15 protein-coding genes are annotated in these 17,041 nt (G+C 39.0%); 3 read left to right on the top strand and 12 right to left on the bottom strand.

All coding sequences use genetic code 11. The features are described 5' to 3' along the window. From O6P32_RS06635 to O6P32_RS06645, 3 genes are all read left to right on the top strand, one after another. Nucleotides 1-936: a FecR family protein gene (locus tag O6P32_RS06635; RefSeq protein WP_269877580.1), complete on the top strand. Its 936-nt coding sequence runs from the start codon at nucleotides 1-3 to the stop codon at nucleotides 934-936. Nucleotides 937-1,096: 160 nt separating this feature from the next. Further along, nucleotides 1,097-2,527, top strand: coding sequence for a RapZ C-terminal domain-containing protein (locus tag O6P32_RS06640; protein ID WP_269877582.1), 1,431 nt, complete (start codon nucleotides 1,097-1,099; stop codon nucleotides 2,525-2,527). Continuing rightward, nucleotides 2,527-3,264 (top strand): nucleotidyltransferase family protein, encoded by a 738-nt coding sequence (locus O6P32_RS06645; protein WP_269877584.1) that lies wholly within the window; start codon nucleotides 2,527-2,529, stop codon nucleotides 3,262-3,264. Before O6P32_RS06640 ends, O6P32_RS06645 begins: the two co-directional genes overlap by 1 nt. A gap of 84 nt (nucleotides 3,265-3,348) precedes the next feature. Here the strand turns inward: O6P32_RS06645 and O6P32_RS06650 are convergent, their stop codons facing one another. The 12 genes from O6P32_RS06650 to O6P32_RS06705 all read right to left on the bottom strand — a co-directional run bounded on the left by O6P32_RS06650 (nucleotide 3,349) and on the right by O6P32_RS06705 (nucleotide 17,034). Further along, nucleotides 3,349-3,879, bottom strand: a complete 531-nt coding sequence (locus tag O6P32_RS06650; RefSeq protein WP_178265481.1) for a hypothetical protein — start codon at nucleotides 3,877-3,879, stop codon at nucleotides 3,349-3,351. 13 nt (nucleotides 3,880-3,892) lie between these two features. Then, on the bottom strand, nucleotides 3,893-5,095 hold the full coding sequence (locus O6P32_RS06655) for a hypothetical protein (protein ID WP_269877586.1): 1,203 nt from the start codon (nucleotides 5,093-5,095) through the stop codon (nucleotides 3,893-3,895). A gap of 21 nt (nucleotides 5,096-5,116) precedes the next feature. After that, a complete protein-coding gene (locus O6P32_RS06660) occupies nucleotides 5,117-6,970 on the bottom strand; it encodes a WG repeat-containing protein (protein WP_269877587.1) in 1,854 nt (617 codons plus the stop codon). 11 nt (nucleotides 6,971-6,981) lie between these two features. Further along, a complete protein-coding gene (locus O6P32_RS06665) occupies nucleotides 6,982-7,911 on the bottom strand; it encodes a hypothetical protein (RefSeq protein WP_269877588.1) in 930 nt (309 codons plus the stop codon). 20 nt (nucleotides 7,912-7,931) lie between these two features. Beyond that, nucleotides 7,932-8,885: a DUF6175 family protein gene (locus tag O6P32_RS06670; protein ID WP_178265485.1), complete on the bottom strand. Its 954-nt coding sequence runs from the start codon at nucleotides 8,883-8,885 to the stop codon at nucleotides 7,932-7,934. A 2-nt stretch (nucleotides 8,886-8,887) separates the two neighbouring features. Beyond that, a complete protein-coding gene (locus tag O6P32_RS06675; protein WP_269877591.1) occupies nucleotides 8,888-9,361 on the bottom strand; it encodes a hypothetical protein in 474 nt (157 codons plus the stop codon). Nucleotides 9,362-9,384: 23 nt separating this feature from the next. Further along, complete coding sequence (locus O6P32_RS06680; RefSeq protein WP_178265487.1) at nucleotides 9,385-9,861, bottom strand: hypothetical protein; 477 nt, start codon at nucleotides 9,859-9,861, stop codon at nucleotides 9,385-9,387. 226 nt (nucleotides 9,862-10,087) lie between these two features. Beyond that, complete coding sequence (locus O6P32_RS06685; RefSeq protein WP_269877593.1) at nucleotides 10,088-11,776, bottom strand: CotH kinase family protein; 1,689 nt, start codon at nucleotides 11,774-11,776, stop codon at nucleotides 10,088-10,090. A gap of 392 nt (nucleotides 11,777-12,168) precedes the next feature. Continuing rightward, nucleotides 12,169-12,897: a DUF1573 domain-containing protein gene (locus O6P32_RS06690; RefSeq protein ID WP_269877595.1), complete on the bottom strand. Its 729-nt coding sequence runs from the start codon at nucleotides 12,895-12,897 to the stop codon at nucleotides 12,169-12,171. Nucleotides 12,898-13,045: 148 nt separating this feature from the next. After that, complete coding sequence (locus tag O6P32_RS06695; protein ID WP_269877597.1) at nucleotides 13,046-14,773, bottom strand: DUF1735 and LamG domain-containing protein; 1,728 nt, start codon at nucleotides 14,771-14,773, stop codon at nucleotides 13,046-13,048. A gap of 84 nt (nucleotides 14,774-14,857) precedes the next feature. Then, nucleotides 14,858-16,069: a DUF1735 and LamG domain-containing protein gene (locus tag O6P32_RS06700; RefSeq protein WP_269877599.1), complete on the bottom strand. Its 1,212-nt coding sequence runs from the start codon at nucleotides 16,067-16,069 to the stop codon at nucleotides 14,858-14,860. Between the two features lie 17 nt (nucleotides 16,070-16,086). Then, complete coding sequence (locus O6P32_RS06705) at nucleotides 16,087-17,034, bottom strand: endo-beta-N-acetylglucosaminidase family protein (RefSeq protein ID WP_178265491.1); 948 nt, start codon at nucleotides 17,032-17,034, stop codon at nucleotides 16,087-16,089. Nucleotides 17,035-17,041 lie beyond the last annotated feature (7 nt).

Raw genomic sequence — 17,041 nt, forward strand, 5'->3', positions numbered from 1 at the left:
ATGAACGACGAAGAAAAAAACATGTATAATGATGAAGACCTCCGTCTGCTTCAGCTATTGGGTGAAGCAGCAGGTGAGCAGCCTTCGGAAGAAGAGACCGAAAAGGCTTGGAAACAATTCCAGCAGCGTCATCAGCGACGTCAGAACAACCGATACATGTGGACAAGCATAGCAGCAGCTGTGCTTTGCCTCATTGCATTGAGTCTGCCTTTCGTCTGGAAACAAATCAATGCCCACTCTATTGAACTTTACGCTGCCCTTGATGTGCCCTCCGAAACAACGATTGTCGAGGCGGGAGATTCCTTGATTCTTTCTACACCACCGGAACAGACAACCGAAGTCCGACTTTCCGACGGCACACGAATCGTATTGGGAGCCAATTCCCGTTTGAAGTACCCTCGTACTTTTGCCATGCATCTGCCGCGTAAAGTCCGTCTGAGTGGTGAGGCACGCTTCGAAGTAGCACACGATGCGGACCGTCCTTTCTCGGTACAGTCTGGAGAAATGCATACCGAAGTACTAGGTACCGTTTTTGACGTGAACGCATATCCCGGAAGCCATGCTCAAGTTATTCTCTACGAGGGCCGTGTTCGTATCGGACATAAACACAAACAGCTTGATATTCATCCCGGACAACAGGCTGTTTTGGAAGAAAATAAACACCTGAAAGTAACGAATGTAGACCTAAAACAGGCAGGTAGTTGGACCGAAGGACTTTTCGATTACAACAATATGACATTGGAAGAAGTCATGAAGCATATCGGTACGTGGTACAACGTCAGCATCATAGCACAATCAGACCCATTCCTCAAACGTCGCATTCATTTCCGCTTTCCGCGTAAGGTTTCGCTCCACGAAGTCGTCACCGCCCTGAACGATCTGGGGATAGCACGTATCACTGTCAACCGCCAAGCCTTGCAGGTAGAGAAACCTTAATCTACCTGCATCATTGCCCCGAATCGAAAGGAAAATATGCAATCACTATCTTTTTCAGAAGACAGGAGGCGGCTCGGCATTACCTGAGTACAAAAGCAAGCCTTTTGCTTTGGCACTGCGCTCGTCTTTCGCTATCTTTGTGTCAAAAAGAAAAATACACATGAACTACGCATTATTGGAAAATTTATATCTACAACATACCGGACATAAACCGGATTGCATTGAACCACTGGCCGGAGCAGGTTCCAACCGCCAATATTTCCGCTTGCTGGGTAATCCTACCCTTATCGGAGTATGTGGTACTTCTGTAGAAGAGAACCATGCCTTTCTTTATATGTCGCACCATTTCGCAGAAAAAGGACTTCCAGTCCCTCGTGTTTATGCCGTATCGGAAGACGAAAACTGCTACCTCCAAGACGATTTGGGAAATACATTGCTGTTCGATGTAATTGCACAAGGCAGAGAAAGCGGAAACTTCGGAGCAGAAGAGAGAGAACTACTGAAACAGACCATTCACCTGCTTCCCCGTTTTCAGTTTGAAGGAGCACAGGACATGGATTTCAGCATTTGCTATCCGCAACCGGAATTCAACCGCCGCAGTGTGCTATGGGATTTAAACTACTTTAAATACTGCTTTCTGAAAGCCACACAAGTGGATTTTCAGGAAAACCGTCTTGAAGATGATTTCGAACGCCTGGCCGACCGTCTCCTGAAACAGGAATATTCTACTTTCATGTACCGCGACTTCCAAAGCCGCAATGTAATGATAAAAGACGGACAGCCTTATTTTATCGATTTCCAGGGAGGAAGAAAAGGACCTTTCTACTACGATGTGGCCTCTTTCCTATGGCAGGCAAAAGCCAGATATCCGAAAGAACTACGCCAGGAACTGATTACAGAGTATTTCCATACGTTGCAAAACTATATAAGCATCGAAAAAGAAAACTTCCTTGCCGAATTGCGCCAGTTTGTACTCTTCCGCACTTTGCAAGTATTGGGAGCTTACGGATTCAGAGGATACTTCGAACAGAAGCCTCACTTTCTGCAAAGCATTCCTTATGCCATCGAAAACCTCCGCCAACTGCTTTCCGAAGGCTTCGAGGAGTATCCATACTTGTGCGAAATACTGAAGAATCTCACCGAACTCAAACAGTTTGCTTACGAACGGAATAAACAGAAACTTACGGTACGTGTCATGAGCTTTTCTTACCGTAAAGGCATCCCCGAAGATCCGAGTGGAAACGGAGGAGGATATGTATTCGACTGCCGTGCCGTTCACAATCCGGGCAGATACGAGCAATACAAGTCGCTTACAGGACTGGATGAACCGGTAATCCGTTTTCTGGAAGAAGACGGAGAAATCACCACCTTCCTGCAGCATGTCGATGCATTGGTCGACCAGCATGTTCATCGCTATCTGGAGCGAGGCTTCACCCACCTCAGCATCTGCTTTGGATGCACAGGCGGACAACATCGGTCGGTATATTCTGCCCAACACGTGGCCGAACACCTGCACCGGAAATTCGGAATACGAATTGAACTGATTCACCGTGAACAACAAATTAGACAACTTTTAGAACCCCGCCCATAATGAAAGCCATGATTTTCGCAGCCGGACTTGGAAGCCGGCTCAAACCCCTGACCGACCACATGCCCAAAGCCTTGGTGCCGGTAGCAGGCAAACCGATGCTGGAGCACGTCATTTTAAAGCTAAAAGCATCGGGATGTACGGAAATAGTCATCAACATCCACCATTTTGGAGAACAGATTATCGATTTCCTGCAGGCAAACCAGAATTTCGGCCTCACTATTCACCTCAGCGACGAACGCGACTGCCTGCTAGATACGGGGGGAGGAATTTTAAAGGCTTCTTCTTTCTTTACCGGAGAAGAACCCTTCCTGGTACACAATGTAGATATCCTTTCGGATACCGATCTGAAAGCATTGTACGAATATCATCTTCACAGCGGCAACCAGGCTACCCTGCTTGCCAGTCGCCGACAAACTACACGCTACCTGCTTTTCGACGAGAACAAAAATCTTTGCGGATGGGTAAACAAGAGTACAGGGCAAACCAAACCCGAAGGATTTACAGTGAATCCAGACAAACACCATGAATATGCCTTCAGCGGAATCCATGTATTCTCCCCTTCTCTCTTTCCCTATATGCAGCAAGGATGGCAAGGTAAATTCTCCATCATGGATTTCTACCTGCAAGCATGCCGGAATACACGCATTGGAGGATACCTGAGCGAACACCTCCATCTGATAGATATCGGAAAACCGGAAACATTGGTACAGGCGGAAGATTTTCTGGCCAAACTATAAAAAAACAGATTCCACACTTTTGACAATACAATAATTTATATTACCAAAAGTGTGGAATCTATTTTTTAAATATGATTATCTTCCTTAGAAAACAAATCCCATTCTAAAACCATGAAACTTGTATTTTCCGGAAAATCCATCTCCTAAATTCACCTTCTGCATATTAAAAACGTAACCAGCCAATAAATGTTCAGAGATATGCATACCTACATTCACCTCCATGGCCAAACCTCCCTCTTCTAACCAAAAGTCATGACCATATCCCATTCTCACTCCCAAATATCCGGCAAAATCTTCATAAAAATAAGGCGTTTTTGCACGAAGTCCAATCAATCCCTGTAAAATACTCGGACCAAGACCTTCATTATTTACAGTTTGTCCTACATAGTTTACTCCAATCAGATCAATTCCAACATAACGATGCACATTATACTGATAACGGACACCTCCAGTAAAACCGACTTTACCATCAACATCTGCCATTTTTCCAACGCTCAAATCAATTCCCAATTGATTTCTCTTCATATCAGAGCCTCCGTCATCATAGAACCATTTCTGTGCATTTACAGACAACACAGAACAGCACATCAATAACAAAACAATAATTTGCTTCATATCAATCTCCTTTCTATTTTAATTCACGAATCAACATACCAGGATAAAAATCATGACCGCTTATTTTCTTAAATGTAGTATATTTCAACTCCGAACCAGCCGCACCTTCCTCCGATGCCATATAACGATTATCACGAATCATCCCAGGTACCGGTTTAATCTCTCCTACTTTCTTGTACTCAATCTTATTATCCTTCATCACCACTTCCAAAACTTCAAAACGGGAATCTTCATTAATCCCCTCTTTCATACCGATATCAGCACAAAGAGGCTCTACACTAACCAAAGGAGTCTTTACCTTGAATGCTTCAAAATTCTTCTGCAACGAAGCTATATTCTCATCAATAGCACGCTGACATGCTTTACGGATCATCTGTTCAGGCTCATCCAAATTAACACCGATAAACGAAACGTTCTTTCCACTACTTTTCTGACTGCCAATATACTTCAGGCGGAATTTACCTCTATTTTCATCGAATGCTATTTTTTTAGCTTTATCGGGAGTAGAAGTATAATACTTAGTATAAAATGCCATAGAAGTCTCCTCATCCCAAACCAATTGGAATAGGTGTGTATTGACATTTACCTTAAAGCCTTTTAAAGTTTCCATCATATCCCCCATCGAATTTCCTATATCGGTAAAATTATCAGTACCCATATATGCATCAGCAAGCATTCCTAATGCTCTGAGACCCATTCCTATAGCTTTACCCGTTTCTTCTCTGTCTATATAACGGATATCATTTACGACCAAAAAAGTATTACCAATTAATTCTTCACCGGCATCTTCAAGCATAGCTACCCCTCTTTTCGAGCGTGCAGCTAACTCTCTATCAAATTCATTTGCATCATACAATCCGCGTTTTTTTACCAGCTCAACATCGCAAACACCTGTAAAGGGATCTCTGTTGAACCAACGAGATACCAAACGGGAAGCAATCTGATTTTTCTCAATAAAATCATTTACAACCTCAGTATCTTTCAGTTTTGTACTCATAGATACCACTCGAACGGACAAATTATGATTATTGTATTTATCCGGAGTGGGAATCTGAAGAAAGACATCCGAAATTTCTTTGGCAAATTTTTGATCATCATGATTAATCAGCAAACTATATAAAGAGCTACGGCGATATTCCATTGTAAGAGAATCTGTTTGTGCATAAGACACCATAGATCCCCATGCCAGCATCGCTAATAAAACTATTTTTTTCATAAAATAAAGATTAAAATCAAATTAATAGTCCCATTTTTCATCTGGTATTTTATCTGTTATCTTATATGAATTAACAAGTGGATCTTCATATATATTCAAACGGAAAGCATCTGTCTCATTCAACTTATTCTTACCCAGATAATTCATATAATCCAAAGCATGATTCAAACGAGATGAGGTAGCCATCACACAAGGCACAATCACATCACCCTTTCGCCCAACAGCACCATATTTACCGCCCAGATTTACGATAGCCATATCATTCTTAAAATTATAGGCATCATTATATCCTGTTGTGAAAGCCAGTGTTTTCTTTACTCGGTCAAAACAATACCACAATTCACCTTTCTTTCCCCATATCAGTATAGGTTCAGCTTCGGTTATCAGCTTCATGTCATCCCATTCTATATCCACCACTACTTTGCCTGTCTTGTCTATCATTCCCCATTTTCCAGAAACAGATACACCAGCCCATCCATATCTGAAATCAGTAATTCCACTATATTTCTGCGAAATCACCAATTTTCCGCTCCGGTCTATCACTCCCCACTTTCCAGACTGACATACGCCCAACAAGTCCTCAGTAAAATGAGGTTTTACTGCATCATATTTCATCGGGACAACCTCTGTTCCTTTATTATCAATAATACCCCATTTTTTACTAGAAGCATCTTGAACGATGCATAACCCTTTATCGAAATTCATAGCCCAACCAAAAACTTCGGTAATTTTGTTTCCAGATTTATCCACAAAATATACTGAGTTTGAATCGGTATTCAACACTTTTCCCACACCATCTGTATAGGAATATAAGAATTCATTTTCTGCAAATTCTTTTAAGAAACCGGTTTGAATATTATAATACCCATAATGTAGTTTCTTCCGACGTATTTTCCCCACTTTTGCAATGCCGTCAGATGGACAGCTGACAGTATTATAACGCCCTTCAGGAACCACTACATCCCCATGAATATCCATAACACCCATTTTTAAGGTATTTTTGCCGAAAAGGAAGAAAGTCGAATCTGTCAAAATCTCCATATTATTGAATCCCAGACGTATAGAGTCTTCTTTTTCCTGACTTTCAACATTATAAAGTGCAGCACGCAAGTAATTCTGAGTATCAAATAAACGAGTTAAAGGTTTTTCCAACGAATATTTATTATAAAAAGAAGAAGTAGAAGCATCATAATCCGTTACATCTGGATTCCCAACAACTTTATACTTATAAAAATAACCTATATAAGCATATTTTGCAGGGATAATGACTTTCCCCTCTTTATTAAGCAGACCATATTTAGCCCCCTCAATCTTTCCACTCTTCTTATTAATTTTTCCAGAAGAAGCAAACCAAATATTACCAAATCGGTCCGGCATTCCAACAGCCACATATTTAGGCTCCAACAAAATATCCATCTGTTCGTTTATCAGACCATATTGCTTACCTTTAAGAATATAAGTAATTCCCTGATCAAACTCTCCGATTTCATCATATTCAGGCTTCAGCACTTCTTCTCCTTTTTTATTCAAAATGCCCCATTTTTCTCCTTGTAAAATGCCATTTTTATAGGAACCACCCACAGCAACTCTACAATAAGAACCTGTAAACGGAAGAATAAGGCTATATTTAATTTTACCTACAGAATTTCCTTTTACATCTATAAAGCCATATTTATCTCCTTTTTTTACCTTGGCAAGCCCTTCTTCAAAAGGATATGCCTCCGCATATTTATAAGAGATAACTTTATTTCCCGCCTCATCTACATAACCGAATCGTCCCTTCTTGTCAGCTTGAGGACGCAAATTCTGAGCCTGCAAATTCAAGCACATACACACAGAACTCAGAATAAACAAGAAACTAAAATTTACCTTCATATTACACTATCTTATTTCAACCACATAATATTTGTTGTTTGAGGTTGTTGTCCATTTCCATAGGCAACTCCCACTGCACGAGCCGCTTCTATAATCTGCTTGCGAAGAGCGATCTTGTCTTCATATTTTTTACGGAATTCATAATTCCAGTCATCTTTCATTTTTGCCTTTACCTCCTTATAGAGCTCCATTGCTTCATCATAACATGCCGCATCAGGCTCTAACTGGTTCAATATCTCCGCAACCAATTCCGCCCCATGAAGGTCTGGATAAGTAGCCCAAGCAGTACGAGCTTCCATCAACAAACGGTCGCAATTATAATTAATATATTCATGATAAATCTGTATCAGATCTTCGGATACTGCTTCATATCCCTTACAACACATTGGTACAGAGGTCAACAAGAATAAAGCCTTAGGATAATCACGAAGTTGTGCAGCTCTTTTCGCTTCTTTCTGGATATTACGATATTCTGTATCATAATAATTTAAAATATGCTTCTTTCCTTCTTCCAAAAAACTTACCAAACGAGCATTATTTTTATTTAGGGAGCGATAAGCATTCAGATAAGCACGTTCACGGCTCTCTCCTACCCCACGTATTTCAAAAGAAGTACGTGCAAAGACCTTTTCTCCCCAATAGTCTCCAATATACAAATTCAAAGATAATGTAAGTGCTGTTTGAGCCGGAGCTCCCGGAACCACCTGCTCATACAAAACAAGCCCTTTAGCTGCAACGAAAAACTGAGCATACTGTCCAGAAGCACTGATACCATCATGACTTACCGCTGTACATAACCGATTGTACAAATATTCATTCGCAGACTCAGGAGTATTATCCTTCTGATCTACAGAAATAGCCATCAAATGTATATCACAATCCTGTGCATAAGAGTAAAGTCCGATACACAACAATATCATTGATAAAATAGCTCTTTTCATAAGCATTCTTTTTTCTATAATTATTTTTCTCCAAGTACCAAAACAGCCTTACCTAACCCTTTTGTAAGCAACTTACACTCTATATTATATGGAGCCTTACGTAAGTCACGTCTCAGATTATTCACAAAATTTCGCGTATCCATCGGCATTCCATTTTCCCGGAAAAGAGGAATACGCACCTGTTCCAATAACATTCTGTTTTCCGTAGCATCCGATACGCTGTAACGATGCTCTACAGTATGATTATACATCCATGTATCAATAATATCTGTAAGCATTTCGCCATCGAATTCCGATTCAAGATTCACCCCACTGCCATTATCAAAAGTAAGGATTTCCACAGAAACTTCACGGCCGTTAGTCTGTAAGTCATCAAAATACATCTGAAGTTGAGATGCAAAGTTATCCATATTACTTAACACGGCCTCTTCCAAAAGGACAGGTGTTTCTGCTGATATCGAAGGTGCTCCTGTTCCGGTAGCAGCAGCAATCTGCTTATTGGTATAGGCATCTAAACCTCGTAAAGTATACGTAACCGAACGTTTCGGGCCTACTGTATTAATTTTCCATACCAATTCTATCAAAATATCAGCCTTGGCACGACTCATCAGTTTTTCATAAGGTGTTTCTGCCAAAGATGCTCCTGAAGTAGCACTCATCAACATTTCATTCTCAGCAGAAGACTGCTCCAAACTACGGATCGTAGAGGATAAGTCCTTCAAAGGAAATCCTCTTTCTGCCATTAACTCTCCTATTTTTGTAATGACATTCAATAAATCTATATCATTTTGCAAGGCTAATTTATAGTCAGGCACATTCATTGTTATTCCCTGTGCACTATAAGTCGTCATATAATCATTATTCATACACCAGGCATCTGCCGGTATCACCATTAACGTAGGCTTTTTTACTTGAGCAAATGCTGTTTGAGCTATCACTGCAAGAAAAAACAATAATAAAACAATCTTCTTCATATTTATTTCTTTAATATATTATCAGCAATCAATTTTTTCTCTAAATCTGCTCTCAATATACGTACAACCACCGCATACGAATCCCGAGTCTGGCTTTTAGCTTTTACTCCAGAACCCATTTTGGTTACATCCATTTTCAGGAATTGCGTATATTCTCCACTACCAAAAAAGTGATTAAAATAGTTTTCATATTTTTCCTGTGCATTTACCTCAAACAACAAAGGCTTAAAATTACATTGTCCTTTTTTAAGACCTTTAAAAATAACATCACGTAATGCATTCTTTTTGGCCTGTTCCATTGCTTCAGAACGAGAAGACCCCTGCCCCCAAGCACGTACCACAACACTACCATCCAGTGCATTATCCATACATTCTGTTTCAAATGTATAAAAAGCTTTTGTTGAATACGACTTACATGAGTTCATTCCCATAGCAAATAGAAAAGAACAGAGAATCAAACAAAATTTCGTTTTCATATTCATCACATTTATATTGTTAATTAAAAACCAGCACCAAGGCTTTTTATAACCCCTGCCTGTTCCAAATCTTTCCGCAATTGTTCTTTAGAAACAGATAATACAGCACCTATTTTATATTGCTTTTTTGCAAGCTTAACAACCTCATACTGAGAGGTTACCAAATCTGCATAATTTAAGTATGCTTTATTGTCTTCAAAAAAAGGTTCAAAGAAATCTGAATGTTGTTGTTCTGTCAATATACTTCCCGCCAACGGTTTTTGCTTTACTCTTGAATCTGTATCAGAGAATCCTTTAAATAAAACTCCATGAACCGCGCACTTTTTCAGCAAATCCAAATCAGGTTTATTTTTTTTAGATACTACATACACCTTCACCAAATATGTACCTTGCATACCTGTACCAGCTCCTTTGATTTCATATTCCAAAGGTTCACCAGCAAAAGAGAAAACCGATACAAAAAACAAGATTAACACAGATAAATAGAATTTCACTTTCATAACATTATCATTTAAATTTACTCATTTACTTTTCACAAATCTATACATAATTCCATTGAAAACCTCGATAAATTTTGTAAAAAAAATTTTTTAACAAAAACATCTATAAAATCAGATGACAATTCATAGTATACTTAAAGAAAAAACTGAATAGATTACAATATCTCGTACACTATTCAGTTTTTTCTTTTAATAAATTAGTTTCAATTTTTACATCCAACTCATATTACTTCAACAGTTTATCCAAAAGAGCAGCTCTCTTTTCCGAAAGTTCCTTAATTCTTTCAAGCTCTTTGGTATACGTTTCTGCCGGCATTTTAGCCTCGTCACTAAACTGATAGTAGAAAGGCCATACCTCAAAATTAGCTTCTATTGCCTTACCCATTTTCACCGGAGTTTCTTCAAGTACCTTTTCGGTTACAGCCTGAAGTTCAGCCTTCTTGGAAGCCCATCTGTCTGCGACAAACTGTCGGAGCGTTTCATCTTCCCATAATCTTTGGAACCAATCATAATTTACATATTCAGGCATCCAGAAGCCGGCATAAATCATCAGACTCTCCAAAGGAGCATGTTCCGGATGAGGTACACGCTTGTCATTATCCCATCCTTTGTCACAATCCCATATCGGACCGAAAAACAATTTATCCACCCCTCTGCGCTTATACATATATGTACTGGTATATCCGTCAAGATCGCCTACAAACTCTTTTATGATTATAAAATCGGCAAGTGTCTTTTCATCGAAATATTTTCTCCAGCCATTTACAGGATCTTTAAAATTTTCACTATACAATACCCTTTCTGCTTCGTTGATGAATTTGGTGATATACTCATACTGCGCCGGATCACAATCATCATCCTTCGGATACTTATAGCTCATCTTTATTCTTTTCAGAGCAGAATAATGAGTTCCCTCATGCAAATCTGTTTCTATCACATACCCACCGGTTATTTTAGTAGGATCAGCACCGTCCGAAGCTTCCAGATCCTCTACCTCAATACGGCCCGGAGCCTGTTCCACCTGATCGCTCATCTGATACACACCAAGATATTCCCCGTCTTTATAAGATCTAACACCGGTAGATGCATCGGTATAATATCCGGTGATATACACATTCACGTATTTTGATGCCGGAGTAAACAGTACCGCCTTTTCATGGTGATAAGATTCAGACGGATTATAAAGAATCTTGGAATATTCGAAGGCAATATGTGTTCTGATCAAAGACTTATCCATGTCCTGTGCCAACAATGTCCAGCTTTTCTCTTTAGCATGATTCAATCCGATTGGGCTGAACTTTTTAGGAAACTTGATACGGAACGGCTTTTTGGGCAATATCCAGGTAGAATTTCCTCTACCTCTCATTTCAACGGTTCCCTGCTCATCGCTATTCCACCATCCTTCTCCTGTAGATCCCGGTGTCTTGTCGTAAAGTTGGATTTCTGTATCTACATAATCATCCTTACTGGTAATCTCTACCTCCGGTTTAAAGTGAAGCACAGCAAGTTCTCTATTTATTTGCGGACAGTTTAAAGAAATTTTATACTCATTTTTTATTCCACTCTCCGCAACCACAGTCATTATAAAATCATCGGCAAAAGACAATTTTGTTTTTCCGGATACCACTTCATTTCCATTCACCAAAACCTTTGCGCCATTGGTTTCAAAGTTCGGTATCATCATTTCAGGTTCGTCTCTATCAATCCATTTCAGATACATAGACGAGAAAGTCTTGGTTTCTCCATCATAAGTAAAATTCAAATTCTTTTCCAGTCCATTAAGATTACCGGCAACGGAGAACGACAAAAGTTCACAATCATTAGAGGCAGGTACATCTTCATTTTCCTTACATGAAGAAAAACAAATCTGTACGATAAGCACCAAAAGAAGATAAAATCTGTTTACGTGTTTCATAATATTTATATGTATTTAATAAAAAGGTTAACAGTTCTTGTCTAAATATGATACCGGTTGGATTTTTTCATCTTATCTCTACAACTTTTCTTATAAACCTACTTTCTTCAAGTACGGAAGAACCCCCAAAAATCATCGATTATCAACTTAGATTTTCAAAGATAAAGATTTATACGGAATACTATACATTTTTTCACAGAAAACTATACTCACAGACCTTCTCTTCTTATTCCCCCAATAGATTTACTAAATCCAATAAAAAAACTCCCGAGGAAACAGATTTTCATCTATTCCCGGGAGCATCAACCTGAACTCAAAAAACAACAATCTTCTTATCTATGCGATATATACCTATAAACCCAAAAATACAACCTATTTTATATCGTAAATTCTTACGGTTTACTGCACATCACCTTGAGCGGTTTATCCAATGTCTTTCCGTTCACTACCGGATAGACATTGGTCACACGAGGGAACTTTCCCGAATAACTATAGGTAACCTGCATTGTCTTTTCTTCCTTGGGTTTCATGGTATATGGACTTGTAAACGTCACATCAGTATTGCCATCAATGATTATAAAGAAAAGCTTCATCTCTTTATCTGTATCGTTGGCAAACTTCAAATCCATTTTCTTTTTATCCCCTTCATTCATATAACCAAAAGCCATTATTTCAAAGTTCATCCAAAGTCCTTCTCCATACTCATAAGGATAACGCTCCGAAACAGGATGTTCATAGGGCTCTACGGTTCCCTTTACCCAGATACGGGTATAGTTTTTATTATCGTTTGTCATCACCACTACTTCTTTGCTGAAGAAACCAGGACGATAGGCCGGATTAAAATAAACCTTCACCTTATCGCTTGCTCCCGGTTTAATAGGATATTTAGGGTATTCAAACTTTACACAACCGCATCCGCTGGACATACCACTGATTGCAACTGGCTTTTTATCTACATTCTGAAATGTAAATTCATGAGAAACAAGACCATCTTTCTCTTTTATCTTTCCAAAATCGAAAGAACGTTCCTGGAATTTCAGACTTTCAGAAAAAGTAGGTTCTTGAGCAGATAAAGCTGTCATAAAACAAGCGAATAAAAAAGTCAGATATAATGTTCTCATAAATTACACTCCAAACTATATAACTATTATTTTATAAGGAATTCATCCGTTTTTATTATCTGATAAACACTTCTTATCTACCTTTGATATTGTTTTTTGTAAAGACATGAGGACAGTCAAAAGTATGTCCTCATGTCTCTAAGCAACTTTATTTTGCGATTACATTATCTTCGCTCTTATCCCACTGAACATAAGTATGTGTATCAGTCAACTGAGTACCCGGATTTGGTTCAGATTCTGTAATACAACGCCAAGTATTCGACCAGTCAATGTTATAACCATTACCTGTTGCATCATAGAAAATGTAACCATCACCTTCATTCATCTTCCAATAAGCCATCAATCCCGGTGATTCCGGATCCACTGTACCTATACCCTCTTTTACTTCAGCTTCAGCTAAAGCACGGTTCCATACACGAGTTTCTGCTATGCTACCGTCAAACTTCTGGTCTTCACGATATCCAGCCCACGACATACCAATTTCAACACCTTGGAAATTTGTAGAATAACCTGTACAAGATGATTCAAAATCTTTTTCACCATCTACATAGAAGGTAAACTTGCTTCCATCGTATACCAATGTCAACATATACCATGTATTGGTCGAGAACATCTTATTAGCAAAATGATTACCAGCGTTACCACCTAATACACATTGTAATTTATTTCCGGTACCGCCTTCGCCAAAACGCATCATAATTGTATTATCAGTTCCGTTAAAGGCAAAGAAACGAGAAATATGTCCATTAGGTAAAGAGTTAGCCTTTATCTTTATTTCATAAGTAAAGCTACTCAAACGTTTCTGTAGATAGCTGTCAAAATAGAAGTTTGCATACATATTAGAGTTTGTGATATCCAATGCTGCAAATTTACCAGAAGGATCGTCTGGAACATATTCTCCTTCACTTCCAGCCTTTTTATAATCTACAATCACAAATACAGTATTATATCCATCTTTTTCATTTAATCCAACAGACAGTTCTTTCATGGTAATAGGCATCATGTAAGTAGTACCTTCTACCAAATTATCCAAAGAATTCAAAGTAACCGTAACTGGAGTTGAGACCTTCTTAGCCACTTCAATTGTTGCTTCAAGCCCTTCTACCGAAATATCTGCGTTATCAGGCAGCGGAGTATACGATGTACCAAAGCGTTCATTATAAGTTGCTACAAGATCCATATCTTTTTCCAGTACAACTGTTTCATCCTGCTGCACAGCACTTTCTGTATTAATTGTAAATGAATAAACAGACGGGAATTCCTGAGTATTCATCTTATAAGTACCCCAGAAAGCCAAATCACTGATGGAAGCATCTGTCTTCTTATCTCCAGGTAAACTCAAACTGATAGAAGCCCAAAGGGTACCGGCCTGTACAGAAGGTGAACCATTTCCTTCAACAGAAGAAATAACCACTGGCAATAAATAAAGACGTTCTGTCAATGGAATATAGTTTTCTGCCGGAATAGTAAATTCTATAGAATCTGCCGACTCCATTGCACCTGCAGGAACAGTTACAGATTGTTTAACAAACTGAACTGTATTGGCTGGTAATGCCGAGTAAGCAGTACCATTCTGCTGATTGTATGTATCTACCAAAGCATTATTCACTCCCGCATATACGACCAATCCTCCATCAGCCGGACGAGTTGTTTTTACTGGAACTTTTAAAGTCACTTCGTCCCCTACAGCTCCTACAGAAGTCCAATCAACATTAAAAGAATAAAAGTTAGATTTTCCATCCGAACTTTTCTGGTTAAAATAAACCAAATTATTAGGATTACCTGTCACATCATAAGTCTCATCGTCGCATGAGTGAAAGCCAAACATGCCGGCAAGAAGCAATGACACAGACAATAAATATTTTGAAACTTTCATAATTGTATTCTTTAATTGATGAAAGCGAAGACAATAATCAACACTTGTTTAACATTCTCTTCGCTTTCAAACTTGAAAACTTAATTACTGAACACACTCATTTTTCTCATCAGCATCCCATGCTACATGTGCACTATAGTCGAGCCCAAATGTATTACCTGCACCTTCATTAATTTCACGGCAAGTATTCGACCAGTCCATATCATAGCCATTGTCTGTTGAGTCATGGAAAATGTAGCTTTCTCCCTCATTCATTTTCCAGTAAGCCATTAAACCTTCAGAGTGTGGATCAACTGCACAGAGTCCCATTTGTAACTCGGCAGGTGTCAACGCACGGTTCCATACACGCACTTCAGCAATACGTCCTTTGAAATATTGTGAATATCTATAGCTTGTCCAAGACATACCTATTTCAAACATCTGGAAGTCTACAGGCTGACCATCGCCATCGAGCTGTGCGTCTTTTACGCCATCTACATACATAGTAAACTTACTACCATCGTATGTCAAAGATAAAGTATACCAGCGATTAGTACTGAAACGAGTAACAGAAGGTACACTACCTGTAGGACAAACCCACTGCAAACAGTTTACATCCATACCAGCTTCACCAAAACGCAACATATTAGAACGGCTACCGTCTGCAGAAGAGAAGCAGCACATACGCGCAATTGAATGCCATTCTTCTGAATAGAACTTAATTTCATAAGTAAAGTTCGAAAGTGACAACTTCTTATCTTCACTAAACATGAAATTACTATACAATTCCGGATTACTGATATTCAGAGAAGTAAAATGAAGTACTCGAGAAATCTGCAAGTAAATAGTCTTTGAAGGAACCAATACATCCAAACCTTCTGACTGCTGAATAGTAACAGGAATTACGTATACACGTCCCTCATCCAAACCTTCTGTAGAAATCACCTTTACAGTAGCCGGCGTAGAAAAAGTCTTGCCTTTTTCTATCACCACATCCTGATTTTCTATTTCTACAGTACCATCTGGTACAGGATAATAGTTAGTACTATGCGCTTCATTATAAGCTTCTACCAAAGAATTATCGATACCAAATTTGATTCTTACATCTTCATCTACTTTATTCGTAGATGTAGCTGTTACCGCATAAGAAGAGGGAGTATCTTCTACCACAAACTTTACAACCGGATTAGTTTCAGTACCCGAAACCAACACCACATTCTTATTATAATCGAAGCTATCCCCTTCTGCACAGCTAAACATAGAAAAGGTAAGCAAGCTTCCCCATAAAAGAGTCTTTAATGTATGTATATTCATCATAGTCTTTTTATTGTTTATTATTCTTTAATAGAAGGATTCATAATCTGAATAGACTGACGGAATTCGTTGTAAGGAATACCAGAAGAAGAATAATAGTTACGTCCTAAGAAGAACACACCACATCCTCCTTTACGGCCTACTTCCGGCTCCCAGCGAGCATAATCCAGCAAACGTCCACCGTCCAGATAGAATACACCAAAAGTTTCACAATAAATCATTTTCTCAGGTGGGAATCCTGCAGGTTGAGTAAGGAAGCCTACCTGATTACTATAAGCTTGTTGTACAAAATAATCACAATAAGGAATACAATCTTTTGGAGGAACACTATTAAAATAGTCAATAATCAACAGTTTGTTTGGAATAGAACCTTGAGGACCAAAATATTTAGCCAGTTCTACAGTCAAACGATACATATCATTACCATTCCATCCTTCATAGTCTACGTCTACACCGTCCAATCCCGGTTCCAATACCTGATTGACAATCCATTTGGCATAAGCGGCCATCACTTCATCCGAAGGATTTGGAGATCCACCCATATCATATTCCACACCGTCAACAGTAAAGACATGACGATAGTGAGAAGCATCGGCATGCATCACAAAGCGAGTACCCAACTTTTCCTGTACATACTTCATGTCGCTATATGCTACCGGATGTGTTTCTGGAGTAGGAATACCCATCCACAAATTCACAATGTCGATACTATCTGGAAGTCCCATTATACGTTCTCCCCATGAAGCCGGATCTTTACTACCTTCCACACCTTCAATCGGAGACCATGCTTCATAGTAAGCGAAACTCATTTCATGATTGCTCTGCTTGTAAGCACGGATATTCGCATAATATTGTTCATCGTATGTTTTCAACTTTTGTATTTCAAGCTTTTCCACTTCTGTATCGCAGCTGGAGAAAGCCGCAAGCCCGATACCCAAAGCCAATATACTTGTAAGTTTAAGTTTCATAGTCGTT

The sequence above is a fragment of the Phocaeicola acetigenes genome (assembly GCF_027529745.1).
GTDB lineage: Bacteria > Bacteroidota > Bacteroidia > Bacteroidales > Bacteroidaceae > Phocaeicola > Phocaeicola acetigenes.